Genomic DNA, 19,911 nt, shown 5'->3' on the forward strand with positions numbered 1-19,911 from the left:
CCATGCCTTTGCAGATAAAGAAGCAAAAGGCTCGAGACAGTAAAGCCGCGCCGCACCTCCTAGAGTGTATCTCGCCTTTATACACCGTGTTGGACACGGATAACATGTTGAAATTGCGTGATCTGCCTTTAGCGACGACCGTTTTGCCCATCCGCCCGAAACACGGAGCTGTATTAAAGCGTTATACAGATTCGGGAAGACTTTCTCGCCACGCCGGACACACCATTCGCACACATATAATAATTTCAACCACTTGCAAGTTTACAAAAAGTGGCATGGTCGATGCTAGTAGGAAAGCAAGATCCGGGCATGACGATCTGCCCGCGACGGGGAGGAATCATGAAAGCGCTCGCCACCTTGATCGTAGCCCTGCTCGCCTCCGTACCCCAGGCCCTTGCTGCAGCCCAGGATTCGGCTCCTGCCTGGAACGGATTCGCTGCCACCTTCTTCATTACCTTCGCGGCCACCGTGTTCATTTTCCAGCTCTTCCCCGGCGCAGCGCTCTTCATCGGGCTTCTCAAGGGACTCTTCGGCGCCCACACCAAGCGGGAAGCGGCGGTGAAGAGCCGCAGCACCAGAATCGGCTAGAGCACCCTGAACCGTTAACAAGCACAATTTCCCGATACCAAGGAGGATGCCATGAAAAAGCTAGCCAACCAAAAAGCCAAAATCGTCACCTGCTCCATCATCGGTCTGGTCCTGGCCGGTGCCGCCATGATCTCCGGCGTAGTCGATCTCTCCGGGCATGAAGGGACCATGTCCAAGGTGTTCTTCCTCTTCCTCGGTGCTGTGATCGTGGTCCAGGTGATCCCGGGGCTCATGCTGCTGGGTGCTATGCTCAAAGGGGTCTACTCCCTGGTCAGCAAAAAATCCCGGGTTCCAGTGGAAACCGATACCAAGTAGTCGGTGCTGGCTAAGGCCAGTCGAGGTGGGCCATGAAAGAGCTTAGAGTCATAGTAGCGGAACACGACGCGGTGCGGCGTGACCGGATGGCGGACAGGTTCAGTGCCTCGGGATACTCGGTGACAACCATGGGTTCAGCCGCCGAGTTGCTGCAGGGCGTCTTCGAGACGCAGGGTGGCGTACTGCTGCTGGACGGGGACTTCGATCCCCATATCGCATCGGCTGACCTGCTCCACCTGCTGAAACGTGGCGATCCGAACCTCCAGGTGATTCTGGTATGCGATGACGTCCCAGCCGCGCTTGCTCGCCGGGTCCACAACGAGGGAATTTTCTACTGCGCCTTGAAACCGGCCGATCCGTGCGACACCGAGGAACTCGAGGCGGCAGTAGGATGTGCCTTCAGGAAAAACCGCGAAAACGGCCGCAAAGGCGTTGTCGGCCGGGAACGTAACAGGATAGCGGCACCGGCCAGGCACGTCGTCTGCCTCATGACGCTTCTTTCCGTGGTCATCGGCGCGGCCCTTACCCTCGCCATACAGGGGGCCGGATTTGCCACCGCAGGGCTGACCTACCTCTTCCTCGGTTTCTGCGCCGTCATCATCACCACGCAGCTCGTGCCGATTTTCCGCATCAGGCTGGCACAGCGGGTGGCGCAGACCGCGGTTAGCGAATTGTCCAAGAGATAACTGCCGTAAAAAGGAGGTCAACGTGAACCGTCACACGAACCAGAACTGGATAGCCCTTTTCCTCATGGCACTGCTCTTCTTGGCAAGCGCGGCCATCTGCAGGGCGGAAGGCTTTTCCTTCGGCGGCACCGAAGGGAAAAGCGGCACCTGCCTTTCCTGCCATGCGGACCCCGCCGCCGTAGGCGGGAAGATGCTCATCGATCCCGCGCGCTACACACGGACCACGCACGCCAAGATCGGCTGCCCATCATGCCACGACTCCATGCCGGCGACACATCCGCAAGGTGGAGTGCCGGCCAGGGCCGAGTGCGCCGAGTGCCACTCGGAGATCGCCCAACAGTACGGCTCCAGCATCCACGCAGGCAAGACCAGATGCGCCGGTTGCCACAACCCGCACAAGGTGAAGTCTCCCGAGGAAATCTCCGGTCAGGAGATAAACACCATGTGCTCCAACTGCCATGACGTCTTCAAGATGACGGCAACACACGGGCAGTGGCTACCCCAGGCGGATCTGCACATCAGGATGCTGCCGTGCATCACCTGCCATACCGGGGCGAAGAGTTACTACATCAGCATGTACATCGTGAAAGGACAAAACGGCTCGCGTTTCGGGAAACAGGAGATGGCAAGCTACGACGAGCTGAAAGGTCTCGCCGGGGGCGCGGAGATCGTAACCCTGGTCGACAAGAACCACGACAACTACATCTCCATCCAGGAACTGCGCAACTTCAACAACGACCCGGCGCACAAGAACCTGCACCTGCAGGGGATGATGACCCCGGAAACGGTCACCCACAACTTCGAGATCCTCGACAACCGCCGCAACTGCTCCTTCTGCCACACCTCGGGTTCCACCGTGATGCAGACGAGCTACCTCACCTTCCCGGGGAGGGACGGCACCTATCAGCGGGTGGCGGTCGAGAAGGGGGCCATCCTCGACGCCCTCTATGGCACCCCTGACTTCTACCTCATGGGCTCGACGAAAAACCAGAACCTGAACCGCATCGGCCTCGCCATCATCTGCGGCGGCCTCATCATGCCTGTCGGGCATGGCTTCCTCCGCTTCCTTACCCGCAAAAACAGAGAGAGAAAGGAGCATGAGTCATGAGCGATAAAACGAAAATATACCTGCAGCCCATCCCGATCAGGGTCTGGCACTGGCTAAACGCCTTCGGCATCATCACGCTCGCAGTAACGGGCGTCCAGATCCGCTTCCCAGAAACGCTCAGTTTTCTCGGGAGCTACCAGACCGCAATCAGGGTCCATAACACCGCCGGCTTGATCGTATCGTTCTCCTTTCTCATCTGGTTCTTCTACTACGCGACGGTGAAGAGCAACCTGGACGACATCTACATTCCGAACCAGGAAGACATCAAGCACGGCATAGTAAGACAGCTTCTTTACTACTGCTTCTGGTACTTCCTCGGGCGTCCGAGCCCCTTCCACGCGACACCCAAGGTGAAGTTCAACCCGATGCAGAAGGCGGCGTACCTGGTGGTCATGTTCATGCTGGAGCCGTTCGTCATCTTCAGCGGGCTGCTGCTCATGAACGTCACCCCGCTCAGGGTGCTGGTGCTCATGACCGGAGGGATCAAGTTCATCGTCGCGCTGCACTTTCTCCTTGCCTGCTCACTGGTGGCCTTTCTCTGCACCCACGTCTACCTGGCGACCCTCGGCGCCACCCCGCTTTCCTACCTGAAACCGATGATCTTCGGTTGGGAGGAGGTGGAGGAGCACCACGAGGTGGCCGAAGAGCACCAGGACGCTCCCAGGGGGTACCGGCCCGTACGGCATTACCCGGAGTGCATGCAGCACATACCTGACAATCAGCATAGTTGAGGCGGCAGCCACCCCGGCGCCGGAGTAAACCGGTCGCCGGGGATACGTGAAAACGGAGGTGCACCATGTTCGAGCGAATCGCAGGGAGGGCTTTGGTCCCGGTCGGGATCGTGGTAACCGGTTTCCTCGTGGTCTGCTTCGTGCTCCTGTATGCGGCGATCAAGAACGTGGTGCTGCGGGACTCGGTGGAACACGCGAACAACCTGGCGGGAATCGTGCTGAAGTCTACGCGGCATGCCATGCTCAAATCGGACCGCGAGCTAAACCGGGCGATCATCCGGAACATAAGCGAGCAAAAGGGCGTACAGCACGTGCGCATCTTCAACAAGAAAGGGACCGTCGTGGTCTCGTCGCACCCGGAAGAAGTGAACCGCCAGCTCGACAAGAAAGCGGAAGGGTGCGTCATCTGCCACGAAAAAGCTCAGCCCATCACGACGCTCGGCAGCATGCAGAAGGCCCGCAGCTTCAAGAACAACCTCGGCGCCGACGTGATCGCGATAACCGCGCCGATCTACAACGACCCCGAATGCGCCAACGCCGCCTGCCACTTCCACCCCGCCGACCAGAAGGTGCTGGGAACCTTGGATATCGGCCTTTCGCAGGAAGCTACTCTCGCCTCGCTGGCATCGATCCGCCTGCAGATGATCATCTTCTCGATACTGACGCTGGTACTGACAATGGCGGGGGTGATCGCACTACTTAAGATGATCGTGCTTGTGCCTATGAGGAAGCTGCAGGATTTTGCGGAAAAAAACGAGGAGGGAGGTACCGCGCTGCACCCGCCAAAACTCCCCTATGAGCTTGACAGGATCGCACAGTCTTTCTACTGTATCAGGAAAAGGCTGGACAACGTCGAACTGAACCGGGTGAATCCTTCCCCCAATGCAGATCCGAACCGGTAGCAGGCCAGTCATGAAAGCGGACGGGTGCTCCATGGAAGCGGCAAGCAAAGACAAGATAGCGACGGGTAGCGCTGCCCGGGACGCGAAAAGCGTGCTGCGGCAGGGGCTTATGGACGACATGGCGAGGCTGCGGCGCTTCTCAAACCGCGGGCTCTTCGCGCTGTCGCTCTTCATAGTCGCCAGTACCGTGGCGTGGCGGGGCTTCACCTTCCTCCCCACTCCCCAGCAGCTCGTGGCGGCCATGGGGACGCCCCCCACCCCGTTCATGGTCAGCATGGTGCTGGTGCTTTACACCTTTTCCGCCATCATCCTGAGCCTGTCGCGCATGATGGCCGGCGTGTACCACAAAAGCAGCTTCTGTCATGTCGGCTACGCGCTCGGGTTCTACCTTTTCTACTACGTGGCCGACGCGCTCGCCGACAACTACTGGGCCGTTTTCGGCGCCGGTTTCACCGTCCTCTGCCTGGAAAGTTACCGGATCTGGACTTTCTGCAGCGACCAGCTCGGAAAGAAACAGGAGCAACTGGACTTTCTGGAGCGAAACGGCAGGATGCCCCCCGAGGAAGAAGACTCCCTCTACAGCTGATCCCCCATCAGTTCTCAGCCGCCTGGTGTTTCTCGTAACTGTTGCAGGGCTGCCCCGTCTTCATGCGGGGCACGTCCAGCACGGTGTAGATGGTGCAGCGCCCTTTGAGGTGGAGCTTGCAGTCTTCGTAGCTGCAGACCACGTAGGCACGGTCGTTGGGGCCGGAGAGCATCTGCTCCAGCTTGTCAGCGATCTTGTCGTTTTTCCCCGCCATCGCGGCGATCTGCGTCAGCTTGTCTTCCATCGTTTTCCACCTCCACAGTGATCTCGCTGCAGTTGGACCGGCAGATTATCATCACACGTCCGGGACCGCTACAAAAAAAGGCCCCCGAGCGCTTGCTTCGGGGGCCTTTCGTTCTTTCATGCCGTGCGCGGCATCCTTCCTATCCCTTTTCCACTTTCACTTCGACGAGGTTGCAGTTCCCCTTGAGGAGCGCGTTTGCGTTCAGCTCCCTGAAGTGCGACGGAGCGAAGAGCAGGCCGGGCTGCACCTTGTCGCTGATGCGCGCCGGGGCGGTCATGGCACCGTTGCCGGAGGATAGTTTGACGCTCGCCCCTTCCGCGACCCCAAGGGACGCGGCATCGGAGGGATGCAGCTCAACGAATCCGGTCGGGCAGACCTCGAGGTTCGCGGAGGAGCGGGTGGTGGAGGTACCGTTGTGGTAACCGACCGGTCCGACCAGGAGCTGGAACCTCGCCTTGGCGGAGCTTGCCGGCTTGGTGATCGGTGCGAGCGGCGCATCGCCCCTGGCAGCGGTAGCACCCTTTGTAACGCCGTCACGCGAACCGTCAAATGCCTCGTACGCTTTGACCTTGGTCTTGATTTCAGCCATGACGCTTGCCGGGGTTATGCGCTGGTTGCTGGAGGTGAGGCGGCTCCAGAGGTCGGCCAGGATGGCCCAGTCTTCCTTGGCGTGGCCGGGGGCGTCGACCGCCTTGAAGATCGCCTGCACCCTGTTGTCGAGCGAGGTGAACGAGCCGCTCTTCTCAGCCGCGGCACCAGCCGGGAGCGCGGCGTGGGCATACTCGAGAGAGTCTCCCTCGAAGACGTCCTGCACCACCAGGAACTCAAGCTTCGCGAGGGCCTTCCTGATCCGCTGGTTGTCCGGGAAGCCGGCCAGGTCACATCCCATGAGGTAGAGCGCCTTGATGCTCCCCGCCTCGATCCCCTCGACGATGCCCCAGATATCCTTGCCGTCCGCCCCGGGGACCACCCCCATGTCGAGCAGGCCTACGCTGTTGTTCTTCGCGTCGATCGGGTAGATGCCCCCCCCCTGCGCGTCGGAGGCCCCGGTGAGCACGGCGAGGTCGGCAAGTGCCGCGATCTTGACGGAAGCATCGGCGCTCCTGATCAGATCGGCGCCAAAGACGATGGCCACGCGGCTCATCCCGGCGAGTTGCTGCACCGCGTTCTCGACGGCCGCCTCGGTGATACCGGCCTGCTCGCAGAGCTCGGCCATGGAAAGCTGGGCGAGCCCTTCCTTGACGCTCTCGGCCCCGGCGGGGACGGCGACGCCTGCCGCGATGAGACCCTTCATCAGGGCGTAGATCACCTGCAGCTCGGCACCTGGTGCGTTCTTCAGGTGCACGTTGGAGAACTTCTTCAGCTTGACGTCGCGCATGTTCACGAGGACCAGGCGCGCATCTTTTTTCGTCGCCGCCTTGATGACGCGGTACTCGGCGTTGGTCGCCTCGGCGTTCAGGTCGCAGCCAAAGACCAGGATGGCCTGGGCCTCATCGAGCGCGTCGAGCTGTTTGCTTGCGCCGGTGAAACCGAAGCGTCTCTGCATCTGGGCCTGCGCCTGGGCGAAGCCAAGTCCCGCTTCCGAATCGACGTTGCCGCAGCCTAGCGCCTCGCGGAAGATCTTCTGGAAGAGGAAGCTCTCCTCGTTGGTAACCCTCGGGGAACCGAGGCCGGCAACCGCCTTGCCCCCTTCGCGCGCCACGATCTCCTTAAGTTTCGCCGCCACCGTGTTGAGCGCGGTGTTCCAGTCGGTCTTACCGAGGGCCCCGGCATCGTTTCTCAGCATCGGCTCGGAAAGTCTCTGGTCGGAATCGAGGTAGCGGTAGCCGAAGCGGCCGTTGATGCAGAGATTGCCGTTGTTGTAGCCGTCGTCCTCGCTGGTTACCCGCTCGACGCGACCTTCCTTCGCGTGATACTCGATCTGGCAGCCGGTACCGCAGAAGGCGCAGACGCTCGGAATCCGGTTGAAGGTCCAGGGACGCCCCTTGAACTTGAACGGCTTGGAGATGAGGGCGCCGGTCGGGCAGGCCGCGACGCAGTTGCCGCAGAACTCGCAGTTCAAGGGTTTGCCGTCGACGGTGTCGATGATGGCGTCCTCCCCCTTGTTCACAACCTTGATCGCGTCGCAGCCGACGATCTCGTGGTCCACCTTGACGCACTTCTCACAGAGGATGCAGCGGTTGGGGTCGCTTTCGATGAGGGGCCAGTCGTAGCGGATCTGGCGGCGCTCCAGGATCGCCGAGTAGTCCTGCTTGGTCGCGTTCAGCGCGTAGCAGGAGTCCTGCAGGTCGCACTCGCCGCCGGCGTCGCAGACCGGGCAGTCCAGCGGGTGGTTCACCAGCATGAGTTCCATGATCTTGCGCCGCGCCTCCCGGAGGGCCGGCGTGTCCGTGGTGACCTGGATACCCTCCTTGACCGGCGTGTTGCAGGCGGTCATGGTACGCTCCACCCCGGCCACCTCTACCGCGCAGACGCGGCAGGCGCCGGTGGGGGAGACCTTCTTCAGCCAGCAAAGGGTCGGGATCGTGATCCCGACCGTGGCCGCGGCCCCCAGTATGGTGGTACCTTCTTCGACTTGCACGCTCTTGCCATCAATGGTTAAGCTGACCATATAAAAACCTCAGTATTCGGTGTAATGAATTCAACTAGGTCGGGGCCGGCGTGTCGCCTAGACGGCCACCATGGCGACTCGGTAGCAACGCAGGCACCTTTCGGCCTCCCGCACCGCCTGGCTGTTGGCGTAGCCGAGTTCCACCTCGCAGTAGTTCTTGTAGCTAGCCCTCTGCTTCCCGTGCACTTCCTTCTGGTGCGCGCGGGAAGCGGAATCGAGCCACTGCACGTCCTCGTTCTTGTCGTAGACGCCGAAGTAGGTGAGGATGTCCTCCATCCTCTCGTCGTCGGTAAGCTCTACCCCTTTACCTTCGAGGTAGCGCTGGATCACCTTGGCAGCGCGGTGACCGGAGCCGATGCAGGCCACGACGGTGAGCGGGCCGATCTCGGCGTCGCCCCCGGCGAAGACGCCGCCGCAGTCGGTGATGAGGGTCCTGGAAAGCATGTTCCCCATGCCGTCTTTCAGGTCCTTGCCGTCGTGCCCCTTGAGCGGAACGTACTTGGTGACGATGGTGCTCCACTTGGTGGTGTCGATCCCCGCATCGGCCGGGATGAAGGAGAGGTCGGCATCCTGACCGATGGCCGGGATGATGGTGTCGCACTCGATGACGAACTCGGAGCCCGGCACCGGCTCGGGACGGCGACGCCCAGAGGCGTCCGGCTCGCCCAGCGCCATCCTGATCAGCTCGACGCCGGTGACCTCGTTCTGTTCGTTGGCGATGACTTTGGTCGGGAGCACCTGGAACTCGAAACGCACCCCTTCCTCGTCCGCCCCGTCGACCTCCCAGACGTCCGCCGGCATCTCTTTGCGGGAGCGGCGGTAGACGAGCACCGACTCCTCGGCCCCCTCGCGCAGCGCAACCCTGACGCAGTCGATGGCGGTGTTGCCGCCGCCGACCACGAAGACCTTCTTGCCCATCCCTGTGGGAAGGCCGAGGTAGACGTTTCTCAGGAAGTCGATACCGCCGGTCAAGAAGCCTTTGTAACCTTTGTCCTCGCCCTCGACCCCCATCGGCTTTGAGCGGTGCGCGCCCGGCGCCAGGAAGACGGCGTCGAACTTCTGCCTCAGCTCGTCGAGGGTGACGTCCTTGCCGACCCGCGTGTTGTAGACGATCTCGACGCCGAGCGCCGCGATGATGTCGATGTCGCGCTGCAAAAGGTGACGCGGCTGCCGGTACGGCGGGATGCCGACGGCGACCATGCCGCCACCGAGCGGGAGCGCCTCGTAGATGGTGACCGGGTACCCTTCAAGCGCCAGGTAGTAGGCCGCGGCGAGGCCGGCAGGACCGGCACCCACGACGGCGACCTTCTTGGACTTCTTCTCCGCCGGTACCATGGGGGGGAGATGGCCGTGCTGCCACTCGTAGTCGGAGGCGCTGCGCTTGAGAACCATGATGTTGATCGGCTCGTCGACGTTTTTCCTGCGGCAGGCGGTCTCGCACGGATGCGGGCATACGCGCCCGCAGACCGAAGGAAGCGGCATCGATTCGCGGATCGTGGCGAGCGAATCGCCGAAGCGGTAGTCCTTCACCGCCTCGATGTAGGTCGGGATGTCGATGTGGGCCGGACACTTGTCCATGCAGGGGGCGGTGTACTTCTCGATGTAACGGAATTCGGAGGAGAGGCTCTTCGCGCCGCGGATATAGTTGACGAAGGCATCGCGGAAGTGGGTGACCGCGTCGATCACCGGCACCGAGGAGCTCGGACAGAGGGTGCACTTGCAATGGGCGAGCACGCTCCCGACGTCGAGGATGGTGTCGAGGTCCTCCTCACTGCCGCGCCCCTCGAGAATGCCGGCGAGGGCGTCCATGATGACGCGGGTCCCCTTCTTGCCCGGGGTGCACTTGCCGCAGACGTACTTCGTCTGCACCCGCTTCATGTACTCGGTAACCATGGCCGGGATGTCGACATCCTTGTTGTACAGGATGATCCCGTCCCACCCGATGAAAGCCGAAAGGGGGCGCTCGCCATCGTAGGTGGCAGGCAGCTTGAAGGACAGGTCCTTCTTCTCGCCACCCTTGCGGTTGTCAACTATGTTTCTGCCCCAGCTGGAAAAAACCACCTCTGCCACTTAGGCCTCCGAAATAGCTGTAAAATCTGCCGCTTTATCGGCTAAATATTTACATTTATTAAGTAAATTTTGCCGGTCACATTGTATACAGTATCCAGTTTTTACCACATCACTCTGCTCTAATCAAGCGAAAAATCATTCGGATTATCGCCGCTGTACGTCGTATACAAAGCGACGCCTCGCCCCGAAGGGTGAGCGCATGCATGGCTGCAATTAATGGTTGTTTTTATCTCCGTTCCCCCCTAACATCGCCCCGTCCGCACCGAGTACCACACCCCGTGCTGCCGGCGCCGCATCAAGAAGACTCAACTTTTGCCCGGCTGCGCCGATAATAATGGCAAAGCGCCCATGAATACGCACTGGGCGTCTTCGGGAGGCGTTCATGGAGAAGAACCATTTGCTCGACGGCACCGGCCTAACCCTCCAGCTCACCCCGGACGGGCAGTCGCTCCAGGCGCAGTTCACCCCGCTCGTCCAACGTCGCGCCCTCGAGGTAAGCCAGCTGCAGGAGGCGCTTATCGAGCTAGGTTTCGGCGAGCTCTTCGTCCCCCCTGAGGCGCTGGAACAGCTGCTGCAAAAATGCGCCGTGACCCCGCTTGGCTTCACGCAGCGCATAGGCGAAAGGCGCGATGCCACGCTCGCGGTCCAGCTCTCCGACGACGCCATGACAGCGACTATGACGATACAGCCAGCCTGCGGCGGCCGAACCATCACCTTCGAAGAGGTCGAGAAGGAGCTGTCCCGGCTCGGGGTGGTCTGCGGCATCCTCTACGACGAGATCAGGGGCGCCCTGGCGGCCGGCAAGGCATCCCGGCTCGTCATCGCCCAGGGGACCCCGCCCGTACCCGGTGAAGACAGCCAGTTCATCAGCCTCATTCCCGAGATGGCCGAGCAGGTACCACTGCTGTCCGACGATGAGACCGCTGACTACCGAAACCTTGGAGACATCGTCAGCGTTGGCCTGGGCGACCCAGTTATGCGCAGGACCCGGCCCACCCAGGGGACCCCAGGGGTGAATCTGCTGGGGGTGGAACTTCCCGCCACCGACGGCGTCGACATCCCCTTCGCCGAAAACCTGACCGGCATCGCCTGCGACGTCGAAGACGGCGACCTACTCGTCGCCGCCATTTCCGGATACCCGGTCATCGTACCGCACGGGGTCATCGTGGACCCTGTCTTCAAGTTGAAACGCGTCGACCTCTCCACGGGAAACCTCCACTTCAAGGGCTCCTTGGAGATTTCCGGCGATGTCTCCGAGGGGATGGAGGTCGCCGCCACGGAAAACATCACCGTGGGGGGGCTTGTCGAAGCGGCAAGGCTCAAGGCCGGAGGGGACATCGTGGTACAGGGAGGTGTCATCGGGCACGGCCACGCCGTTCAGGGGAGGATGGTCAGCCGGCAGGAAATGGCCCAGCTCGAGGCGGGGGGGGCGGTGACGGTGCAGTTCGCCGAGAACGCCGCCATCACCGCCGGCGGCGACATCACCATAGGCGAACTCGCCATGCAGAGCGATCTCACCTCCGGCGGAAGCATCCTGGTCGGCGAGCGTGGGGGGCGCAAGGGACACATCATCGGCGGGCTTTGCCGCGCAGCCACCCTCGTCCACGCCGTGGTAATCGGTTCGCACGCTGGAGTGCCCACCGTGATAGAGGTCGGCGTCGACCCGGCCCTCAACCGCAAACTGGAAATGGTGCAGGAAACCCTGGCGGGAAAGCAGCGCCAGATGGATGAACTGACGAAGACCATAGCCTACGTCCAGGAAAATCCGGGGAGCATGGACCCGGGGCTTTTCAATCTGAAACAGCGGATCTATACGAAATACCAAGGCGAGATCGCCGAGCTGACCGGCGAGAAAAAGCGTTTGCAAAAACGGATGGAGATAAACGCACAGGCGCGCGTGGAGGTGGAGCGGGATGCCTTCCTCGGCGCGCAGATCAGGATCGGCTCGAGCGTCACCCAGATCGAGGAGGACCTCACCTCCCCGACCTTCACCCTCGGGGAGGATGGGATCACCTACTGAAAAGGAGCAGCATGCGTATCATAGGACTCACCGGGGGGATCGCCTCTGGCAAGACCACCGTCGCCCGTCTCTTCGAGAAGCTGGGGGCGCCGGTGATCGACGCGGACCAACTGGCGCGGGAAGTGGTGGAACCTGGGACGGAAGGGCTGGCCCGCATCGTCGACGCCTTCGGCGCCAAGGTCCTGAATCCGGACGGCACCCTGAACCGGACCGAACTGGGGGCGGTGGTGTTCGCCGATCCGGCGGCCCGTCGCATCCTGGAGGGGATCACCCACCCCGCGATAAGAAAACTCGCAGAAGAAAAGCTGCAAAGGCTCAGGGAGGCGGGAACGGCGACCGCGTTTTACGTTGCCCCGCTTCTCATCGAGGCGGGGATCACCTCCCGCGTGCACGAGGTCTGGGTGGTATACCTCGACCGGGAGACCCAGTTGGAGCGGCTCGTGGAGCGGGACGGCCTTTCCCGCGAGGCGGCACTATCGCGCATCGCGTCGCAGATGCCCATGGAAGAGAAGAAGAAACTCGGCAGGATCGTCATCGACAACCGGGGAAGCAGGGAAGAGCTGGAGGCCCAGGTACTGAGGCTGTGGGAGAAAGAGATAGCGCACCGGGAAGCGGAGCACCGGTAGGGGCTCCACGTCCCTGAAATGAAAAAGGCCCCATGGTGACGGGGCCTTTTTTTCGTTCGGGGTATGTACGGCTACTTGTGGTAGCCGAGCTTGTGGGAGATCTCCTCGCCCGCCTTGATCACCAGCGGGATGAGTTCCTTTTCCATGCGCTCGTCATTGAAGCGCATCGAGGGACCGGAGATGCTGACCGCGCCGATGATGCGGCGGGTGTAGTCGCGGATCGGTGCGCCGACGCATTTCACCCCGACATCCATCTCCTCGTCGTCGATGGCGTACCCCTGGTCGGCGATCACCTTCAGGTGCTTCTTGAGCTCCTCGCGGTCGGTGACCGTCTTCTGGGTATAGCGCTTCATCTCCTTGGTCGGCAGGTAATTCTCAAGCTCCTCGTCGGCCATGTAGGCGATCTGGACCTTGCCGGCCGCGGTGCAGTAGGCCGGAAGACGGGCGCCGACGCGCGGCACGACCCGAACCGTCAGGTCGGTCTCGACCACGTCGAGGTAAACGATGTGGAACTCCTTAAGGATGGCGACGTAGGTAGTCTCGTTGCACTCCTTAACCAGCGCCTCGAGTACCGGGCGGGACTGGCGCAAAAGCCCCATCTGCTTAATGAAGGTCTGCCCGAGCTCGAGTGTCTTGAGCCCCAGCCGGTAATTCTCGGTTACCCTGTTCTGCTCTATATAGTTCCTGGACTCAAGGGTCGCCAGGAGCCTAAAAACGTTGTTTTTGTGGAGTTTCAGCCGCTTGGAGAGCTCGGTTACCCCCAGCTCGTCCACCTCGTCGTGAAACTGTTCCAGGAGGTCGAGGGCATGCGAGACGGCCTGGATGATGTACTCTGATTTCTCTTTTTTCGCCATTGGCTGCACCTATTCTTATGTCAAAAAAATTTCAAACAATAGTAACTAGGCCATTTGACCAGCCGTGTCAAGAAAATTAATCGCTTGATAAACCCTTTTAATGTGTTTAAACTCGCCGTATCCCAAACCGCGCATCATGGATCGTATGACACCGGGTTAAAACAAAGAGTCCCGTCATACAGGGGAAAATGAGCCCCTCAGGGATTGTTTGTAGCCAAAATATAGAATTATGTTCTAAAGAAGTCAAGCCCCAAAAAACTAACGATGTACTGGCATCTTGACTACCCGGCGCCCCCCTGGGGGCCGTCACGCCGGCGGAGGGGGAACGTGCGCCTCAACCTCATTTCCAAGCTTGCCCTCGCTTCCGGCCTCGTGCTCCTTTGCACCATCGCCCTCTTCGCCTATCTTAATCTGAGAAGTCTTAAGGGGCTCCTACTGCAGGAGGCCATCGCCGAGGCGGATCGCGTCTCCGAAACGATCATCCGGACCACGCACAACCAGATGCTCAGGGATGACCGGCCGCTGTTCTACAAGACGATACAGGAGCTGGGCGCTCAGCAGGGGGTGGAGAGGATCCGCCTCATCAACAAGACCGGCCGCATCATCTTTTCCACCGACGACGCGGAAATCGGCACCGTGCTCAGCAAGTACTCCGAGGTTTGCGGCGTGTGCCACGGCGGCCCGCAGCTCTTGCTCACCGCTTCCTCCATGCACCGCAGCCGCCGCTTCTACGCCCCTTCCGGAGAGGAGTTCCTTGGCATCACCAACGCCATCTACAACGAGGAGAGCTGCTACACGGCAAGCTGCCACTTCCACCCCGAAAAGCTCAAGGTACTCGGAGTGCTCGACGTGGTCGTGCCCCTTGACCGGATGCACTCCCTGATCGTCGCCTACCGCGACCGCATGCTGTTCCTCACCCTGCTCCTCATTACACTCACCTCGATCAGCCTCACCTTCTTCACCCAGAAGCTGGTGAACCGACCGGTGCGCGAACTCCTGAAACACACCCACATGCTCTCAAGGGGGGAGCTGGACGGCTCGGTGCCCAGCTTCGCCAACGACGAGCTTGGCGAGCTCGCCGACTCCTTCAACGCGATGACGCTCAACCTGAAGAAGGCGCGTGAGGAGCTCGAGGGGTGGGGACGCGACCTGGAGCAGATGGTGCAGCAGCGCACCCTCGAGGTGACCCGCATGCAGGCGCAGCTGATCCGCTCGGAAAAGCTCGCCTCACTGGGGGAGCTGGTGGCGGGGATCGCGCACGAGATCAACAACCCGCTCACCGGGATCATGGTGTTCTCCTCCCTGATCCAGAGCGCGCCGACCCTCGACCCGGCACTCAAACGCGACATCGAGACGGTCCTGCGGGAGACCAAGCGCTGCGCCGACATCGTCAAGGGGCTTCTCGAGTTCGCCCGCTGCGCCCCGCCCCAGAAGGCCCCCTGTTCCCTGAACGACATCTCCGACGCCGCGCTCGAGCTGGTCCGGCACCAGATCCTGTTCCAGGACGTCACCATCGTACGGCAATACGCCGGGAGGCTCCCCGCGCTGCACCTCGACTCGAACCAGATCGAACAGGTCCTGGTCAACATGTTCGTCAACGCGGGACACGCCATGATGGGGGAAGGGATGCTCATCGTGGTGACCGGGTTCGACCAGAAAACGGAGACCGCCTCCGTGAAGATCACCGACAACGGCTGCGGCATCCCGGAGGCGAACCTGGACAAGATCTTCGACCCCTTCTTCAGCACCAAGTCGAGCAAGGGAACCGGGCTCGGCCTCTCCGTCTCTTACGGCATCGTCCAGGAGCACGGGGGAAGGATCGAAGTGGAGAGCCAGGAGGGGGTTGGGACCACCTTCACCGTACTGCTGCCGCTGCACCCTGCCCCGAGCCCTTCCCTGCCGGCTCCCGATGACGCGGGCGCCGAATACTCCGCCCCGGCCTAAGCCGTATACAAATCCGCTACATCCCCCGCAAAACGCCCCCTTCCGGCCGCAACTGCGCGGAAGAAAACGATTGACAGGGAGAGGCCGTATTGCTAGTTTACGGTCGGGGCATCCCCGGACCCAGCTTTTTGCCCCACCACACCGGCAGCATCGAACCCCACGCTTAAAGACGGAGCAGCAGTGAACATCACCACCAACGGCGAGGCCGTATCGATTAATCCCCTTACCATTCAGGAATACCTGGTCTCCCTCGGCATCGACCCGCGGCGGGTTGCGGTAGAGCTGAACCTCGAGATCCTCCCGAAGGCGCAATACGAGACCACGCAGCTGAAGGACGGGGACACCCTGGAGATAGTCCACTTCGTAGGCGGCGGGGCCGCGCGCGCCTGATCCAGCACCACGGCCTCTTTCCTCCGCGCTTCGCCTGGCGGCGAGCGACCGGAGCCGACCAACGCGATACACCGATTGGAGAACAGTGATGCCCGAATCAAACGACAAGCTCGTCATCGCAGGACGTGAATTCGACTCCCGCCTCATGGTGGGGACCGGCAAGTACGCCGACTTCCAGCAGATGGTGCGCGCCATCGAGGTCTCCGGCGCCCAGATCATCACCGTCGCGGTGAGACGCGTCAACATCACGGACCGGGCCAAGGAGTCCCTCCTTGACCATATCGATCTTAAGAAATATACCCTCCTGCCGAACACCGCGGGGTGCTACACCGCCGAGGATGCCATCAGGACCTGCAGGCTCGCCCGCGAGGCCGGCCTCTCCGACTTCGTGAAACTCGAGGTACTCGGGGACGAGAAGACCCTCTACCCGAACAACGAGGAACTCCTGAAGGCGGCGAAGGTTCTCATCGCCGAAGGGTTCACCGTGCTCCCCTACACGAGCGACGACCCCATAGTCTGCAAGCGCCTCGAGGATATGGGGTGCGCCGCGGTCATGCCGCTGGGCGCTCCGATCGGCTCGGGACTCGGCATCCGGAACCCTTACAACATCCAGATCATCCTGGAGACGGTGAAGGTTCCCGTTATCGTCGATGCCGGTGTCGGCACCGCCTCCGACGCGGCCATCGCCATGGAGCTTGGCTGCGACGGCGTGCTCATGAACACCGCGATCGCCGGTGCCCAGGATCCGGTCGCCATGGCGCTGGCGATGAACCTCGCCGTCCGTGCCGGGCGCCTCGCTTACAAGGCGGGACGCATCCCGAGGAAGCTCTACGCGAGCGCCTCGTCGCCGCTTGCGGGTCTCATCTCGTGAGAGAACTCCACTCCCCCTGGATCGACTTCAACCTGTACCTGATCACCGGGCGCGGGGAGACCCTGGGGCGCAACCTCGAGTTCGTCGTCGAGGAGGCGCTGCGCGGCGGCGTGCGCGCCGTGCAGTTAAGGGACAAGGGGGCCAGCAGCAAGGAGCTGTACGAGACCGCGCATGAACTGAGGCGTCTCACCTCGCGCTACGGCGCCAAGCTTTTCATCAACGACCGCACCGACGTGGCCCTGGCCGTCGACGCCGACGGGGTCCACATAGGGAGTTCGAGCCTGCCGCTTTACAAGGTGCGGAGGCTTATAGGGGAGCGCCGGCTGATCGGCGTCTCCTGCCACAACCAGACCCAGGCGATCACCGCACAGGAGATGGGGGCCGACTTCATCACCTTCGGCCCGGTCTTTTACACGCCGAGCAAGGCGGAGTACGGCGAGCCGGTCGGGGTGCAAAAGCTCGCGCACGTGGCTGAGCTGTTGCAGATCCCGGTCTTCGCCCTCGGGGGGGTGAACCAGGAGAACTGCGCCGAGGCGGTGGCCTGCGGCGTCCACGGCATCGCCCTCATCTCCGCGATCCTGTCGGCACCCGAGCCGCGCGACGCCGCAAAGAAACTGCTGGCACAGCTCCCCACACTGGAGCACAACGACTAGATGACCACGAGCGAACTGATCCATAGCGACCTGCGCATAAACTCCTACGGCTCTTACCTTAGACGCCGCTTCTCCTGCCGCGTCAGCAAGGTGAACGTGGACGGCGGTTTCACCTGCCCCAACCGGGACGGCAGCCGGGGCACCGGCGGGTGCATCTACTGTGACAACAGCTCCTTCTCGCCGAAGGAGACGGTCGCGGTGATCCCGATCGAGGAGCAGATGGCTGCGGGGATGGCGTACCATAGAGAGCGCCTCGGGAGCGAGAAGTTCATCGTCTACTTCCAGAAGTTCACCAACACCTACGCGCCGGTGGAGCGGCTGGCCGACCTTTACCGGCGCGCCCTCGACCACCCTGACGTGCTCGGCATCTCGGTGGGGACGCGGCCGGACTCGCTGGCGCCGGGGGCGATCGACCTTTTGACCGAGATCGCGCGGGACCGCTACGTCTGCGTCGAACTGGGGCTTCAGTCGATGGACGACGGCATCCTCGCGCGCATCAACCGGGGGCACACCCTGGCCGAGTACTTAAACGCGGTGGAGCGCCTCTCCGGCCGCGGCATGGAGATCTGCACGCACCTGATCCACGGCTTTCCCGGGGAGACCCGGGAGGGGTTCCTTAAGACGGCGCGGCTCATCGCCGGGCTCCCGGTCACCTCGGTGAAGCTGCACCAGCTCCATGCCGTCGAGAACACGCGGCTTGCCCAGATGTACCGCGACGGGAGCTGGCAGCCGATCGGCGTCGACGAGTACATCGCCGCCGCCTGCGACTTCCTGGAGGAGCTCCCCGCGCGGGTCTCGGTGCAGCGCCTCTACGGCTCGGCACCGCTTTCCATCCGGGTGGCGCCGAACTGGAACCTCAAGAACAACGAGATGTGGTATGCCGTGCTGAACGAGCTCAAGCGGCGGGGTAGCTGGCAGGGATGCCGGCTCGACCGTGCGGTCCGTGCGGCCTAGGGCAACGGGAGAATCATGAAAAGCGTACAAGTGAAGGGAAGCGCGGAGCCGGTCAGGATCGGCAAGATCCTCTGCATCGGGCGCAACTATGCGGATCACATAAAGGAGCTGGGGAACGAGACGCCGGAGCGCCCGGTCATCTTCACCAAGCCCGCCTCCAGCGTCATCGGCGAGGGTGAGGAGATCGTCATCCCCCCCTACTCCGGCGACTGCCACCACGAGGCGGAGTTGGCGCTCCTCATCGGGAAAAAGGGGAAGGAGATCGCGGCCGCTGACGCGCTCTCACACGTCGCGGGTTACGGCGTCGCCATCGACCTGACGCTCAGGGACGTGCAGGCGGAGCTCAAGAAGAAGGGGCTTCCCTGGGACATCGCCAAAGGGTTCGACACCGCCTGCCCCCTCTCCTCCTTCGTCCCGGCCGGGGCAGTATCCGATCCGCAGGCCCTGCGCATCACCCTCACCGTGAACGGCGAGAAGCGCCAGGACGGCGGCACCGACCTGATGATCCACCGCATCCCGGAGCTTCTTTGCTACCTCTCCTCGGTCTTCACCCTGGAGCCGGGGGACCTCGTGCTTACCGGCACGCCGGCCGGTGTCGGCCCGGTGAAAAGCGGGGACCGCGTGGTCGCCGAAATCGGCGGCGTGGGGCGGATCGAGGTCTCGGTCCGCTGACAGTTGATGTTCAATGAAAAGGAGGGTCAAGAGATGACCAACGAGAAAAGCTGCCCCGACTGCCAGGGGCTCATGATCCTGATGCCCGGCTGAGGGGGCCTCTTCTGGCGGTGCCAGAAGTGCGGCAAACGACTCCCGCTGAGCCCCGACGGCTCCAAGGGATGCGGATGCGAGTGTGAGTAACGAAAAGGGGGACCGGCTAACCGGTCCCCCTTTTTAATTCGAAAAGCTCCGCTAGAGGAGGAAGTCGACGACGAGCCCCTTTATCTTCACGATCTGGGCGACGATGCGGATGTGGTCCTTCTGCTCGCGCATGACCAGGTGGTAGAGGAGGTCGGCCTCCTTGTCGATCACGCTGATCACCTCGTGGCTGCGCCCGGTCACCCCGCCCCCCAGAAGTTCCATCCGGTACGCCTCGGCGGAAACCTTGCGCGCCATGGTGCCAAGGAGCTCGCGAAACGCCTTGAAGTTGGCGATGGTCGGCTCCTGCTCGAGGATGTCCCCGGCCCGGTCGATCTCCTCCTTCAGGCGCTGCAACTCGCCGGAGTAGTCGGAGTTCGCCTTGGTGACCGCGGCGAGCCGACCGGCAAACAGGGGGGCGCCCGGGGCCGCCACCCCCTTCGCGGGGGTCCCTTTTTCCTTCTTTGCTATGGAGCGGGAGTCGGATTTTTCGTTGATACGCATGGGACACCGTCCTGACGGACATTAAAAAGGCCCCGACGAGATCGTCGGGGCCCGATCAAGGACAAAGGCGAGCCTAGTTCCTGACCACGTTGGCGGCCTGGGGCCCTTTGGCGCCCTGGACCACGTCGAAGGTCACCGAGTCACCTTCGGCGAGGGACTTGAAGCCGTCCCCCTGGATGGACGAGAAATGCACGAACACGTCCCCCCCGTTTTCCTGCTCGATGAACCCAAACCCCTTCGCGTCGTTGAACCACTTCACTACACCTTTTGCCATTCTCTTTCTCCTGGTACTGCCTTCGTTTTTGTCGGCGGCCGTTGCCGGCCGCCCCCGTCTCGCGTCATGGACGCGTTATCGGCTATTACACGTTTACCTTCAGCATGTCAAGGTTTCCGGCGCGGTTG

The 19,911-nt window shown here is 62.1% G+C and carries 21 protein-coding genes; 15 read left to right on the forward strand and 6 right to left on the reverse strand.

From position 1 onward, the window contains the following. The first annotated feature begins 339 nt into the window (after positions 1 to 339). The 7 genes from E8L22_RS01815 (at position 340) to E8L22_RS01845 (ending at position 4,916) form a co-directional block, all read left to right on the forward strand. Positions 340 to 588 (forward strand): hypothetical protein, encoded by a 249-nt coding sequence (locus tag E8L22_RS01815; protein ID WP_136523581.1) that lies wholly within the window; start codon positions 340 to 342, stop codon positions 586 to 588. A gap of 51 nt (positions 589 to 639) precedes the next feature. Beyond that, a complete protein-coding gene (locus E8L22_RS01820) occupies positions 640 to 903 on the forward strand; it encodes a hypothetical protein (RefSeq protein ID WP_136523582.1) in 264 nt (87 codons plus the stop codon). A gap of 32 nt (positions 904 to 935) precedes the next feature. Then, positions 936 to 1,589, forward strand: coding sequence for a DNA-binding transcriptional response regulator (locus E8L22_RS01825; protein ID WP_136523583.1), 654 nt, complete (start codon positions 936 to 938; stop codon positions 1,587 to 1,589). Between the two features lie 22 nt (positions 1,590 to 1,611). Beyond that, positions 1,612 to 2,697, forward strand: coding sequence for a cytochrome c3 family protein (locus tag E8L22_RS01830; RefSeq protein ID WP_246044511.1), 1,086 nt, complete (start codon positions 1,612 to 1,614; stop codon positions 2,695 to 2,697). Next, positions 2,694 to 3,428 carry a cytochrome b/b6 domain-containing protein gene (locus tag E8L22_RS01835; RefSeq protein ID WP_136523584.1) on the forward strand — a complete coding sequence of 245 codons (735 nt, stop codon included), beginning with the start codon at positions 2,694 to 2,696 and terminating at the stop codon, positions 3,426 to 3,428. Before E8L22_RS01830 ends, E8L22_RS01835 begins: the two co-directional genes overlap by 4 nt. A 65-nt stretch (positions 3,429 to 3,493) precedes the next feature. Next, positions 3,494 to 4,330, forward strand: coding sequence for a cytochrome C (locus tag E8L22_RS01840; protein WP_136523585.1), 837 nt, complete (start codon positions 3,494 to 3,496; stop codon positions 4,328 to 4,330). Between the two features lie 10 nt (positions 4,331 to 4,340). Continuing rightward, entirely contained in the window at positions 4,341 to 4,916 is a 576-nt protein-coding gene (locus tag E8L22_RS01845; RefSeq protein WP_246044513.1) for a menaquinol oxidoreductase, read from the forward strand. A 7-nt stretch (positions 4,917 to 4,923) separates the two neighbouring features. Here the strand turns inward: E8L22_RS01845 and E8L22_RS01850 are convergent, their stop codons facing one another. The 3 genes from E8L22_RS01850 to E8L22_RS01860 form a co-directional block, all read right to left on the reverse strand. After that, entirely contained in the window at positions 4,924 to 5,160 is a 237-nt protein-coding gene (locus E8L22_RS01850; RefSeq protein ID WP_129127204.1) for a hypothetical protein, read from the reverse strand. 139 nt (positions 5,161 to 5,299) lie between these two features. Next, positions 5,300 to 7,771 carry a molybdopterin-dependent oxidoreductase gene (locus E8L22_RS01855; protein ID WP_136523586.1) on the reverse strand — a complete coding sequence of 824 codons (2,472 nt, stop codon included), beginning with the start codon at positions 7,769 to 7,771 and terminating at the stop codon, positions 5,300 to 5,302. Positions 7,772 to 7,828: 57 nt separating this feature from the next. Next, positions 7,829 to 9,841 (reverse strand): FAD-dependent oxidoreductase, encoded by a 2,013-nt coding sequence (locus E8L22_RS01860; protein WP_136523587.1) that lies wholly within the window; start codon positions 9,839 to 9,841, stop codon positions 7,829 to 7,831. A 382-nt stretch (positions 9,842 to 10,223) separates the two neighbouring features. Between E8L22_RS01860 and E8L22_RS01865 the strand changes: the two genes are divergently transcribed. After that, positions 10,224 to 11,861: a DUF342 domain-containing protein gene (locus E8L22_RS01865; protein WP_136523588.1), complete on the forward strand. Its 1,638-nt coding sequence runs from the start codon at positions 10,224 to 10,226 to the stop codon at positions 11,859 to 11,861. Between the two features lie 11 nt (positions 11,862 to 11,872). Next, positions 11,873 to 12,487 (forward strand): dephospho-CoA kinase, encoded by a 615-nt coding sequence (coaE, locus tag E8L22_RS01870; RefSeq protein ID WP_136523589.1) that lies wholly within the window; start codon positions 11,873 to 11,875, stop codon positions 12,485 to 12,487. 71 nt (positions 12,488 to 12,558) lie between these two features. Here coaE and E8L22_RS01875 read toward each other — a convergent pair whose 3' ends face one another. After that, a complete protein-coding gene (locus E8L22_RS01875) occupies positions 12,559 to 13,341 on the reverse strand; it encodes an IclR family transcriptional regulator (protein WP_136523590.1) in 783 nt (260 codons plus the stop codon). A gap of 327 nt (positions 13,342 to 13,668) precedes the next feature. On the opposite strand from E8L22_RS01875, the gene E8L22_RS01880 reads away from it, so the two are divergent. From E8L22_RS01880 to E8L22_RS01905, 6 genes are all read left to right on the forward strand, one after another. Beyond that, the gene (locus E8L22_RS01880; RefSeq protein ID WP_136523591.1) at positions 13,669 to 15,285 is read left to right on the forward strand and encodes a sensor histidine kinase; all 1,617 of its coding nucleotides are present in this window, start codon (positions 13,669 to 13,671) and stop codon (positions 15,283 to 15,285) included. Between the two features lie 180 nt (positions 15,286 to 15,465). After that, positions 15,466 to 15,675 (forward strand): sulfur carrier protein ThiS, encoded by a 210-nt coding sequence (gene thiS / locus E8L22_RS01885; protein ID WP_136523592.1) that lies wholly within the window; start codon positions 15,466 to 15,468, stop codon positions 15,673 to 15,675. 88 nt (positions 15,676 to 15,763) lie between these two features. Next, complete coding sequence (locus E8L22_RS01890; RefSeq protein ID WP_136523593.1) at positions 15,764 to 16,546, forward strand: thiazole synthase; 783 nt, start codon at positions 15,764 to 15,766, stop codon at positions 16,544 to 16,546. After that, positions 16,543 to 17,199, forward strand: coding sequence for a thiamine phosphate synthase (gene thiE, locus E8L22_RS01895; RefSeq protein WP_136523594.1), 657 nt, complete (start codon positions 16,543 to 16,545; stop codon positions 17,197 to 17,199). The genes E8L22_RS01890 and thiE overlap by 4 nt, the downstream gene beginning before the upstream one ends. After that, on the forward strand, positions 17,200 to 18,153 hold the full coding sequence (locus E8L22_RS01900; RefSeq protein ID WP_136523595.1) for a TIGR01212 family radical SAM protein: 954 nt from the start codon (positions 17,200 to 17,202) through the stop codon (positions 18,151 to 18,153). It abuts the gene before it with no gap. A 15-nt stretch (positions 18,154 to 18,168) separates the two neighbouring features. Further along, a complete protein-coding gene (locus E8L22_RS01905; protein ID WP_136523596.1) occupies positions 18,169 to 18,825 on the forward strand; it encodes a fumarylacetoacetate hydrolase family protein in 657 nt (218 codons plus the stop codon). A gap of 234 nt (positions 18,826 to 19,059) precedes the next feature. On the opposite strand, the gene E8L22_RS01910 is transcribed toward E8L22_RS01905, so the two are convergent. Together E8L22_RS01910 and E8L22_RS01915 are read right to left on the reverse strand one after the other, a co-directional pair. Then, on the reverse strand, positions 19,060 to 19,509 hold the full coding sequence (locus tag E8L22_RS01910; RefSeq protein ID WP_136523597.1) for a YaaR family protein: 450 nt from the start codon (positions 19,507 to 19,509) through the stop codon (positions 19,060 to 19,062). A 73-nt stretch (positions 19,510 to 19,582) separates the two neighbouring features. Further along, positions 19,583 to 19,783 carry a cold-shock protein gene (locus E8L22_RS01915; protein WP_129127217.1) on the reverse strand — a complete coding sequence of 67 codons (201 nt, stop codon included), beginning with the start codon at positions 19,781 to 19,783 and terminating at the stop codon, positions 19,583 to 19,585. Between the last annotated feature and the right edge of the window lie 128 nt (positions 19,784 to 19,911).

Origin of the sequence: Geomonas ferrireducens (assembly GCF_004917065.1) — a bacterium.
Classification (GTDB): domain Bacteria; phylum Desulfobacterota; class Desulfuromonadia; order Geobacterales; family Geobacteraceae; genus Geomonas; species Geomonas ferrireducens.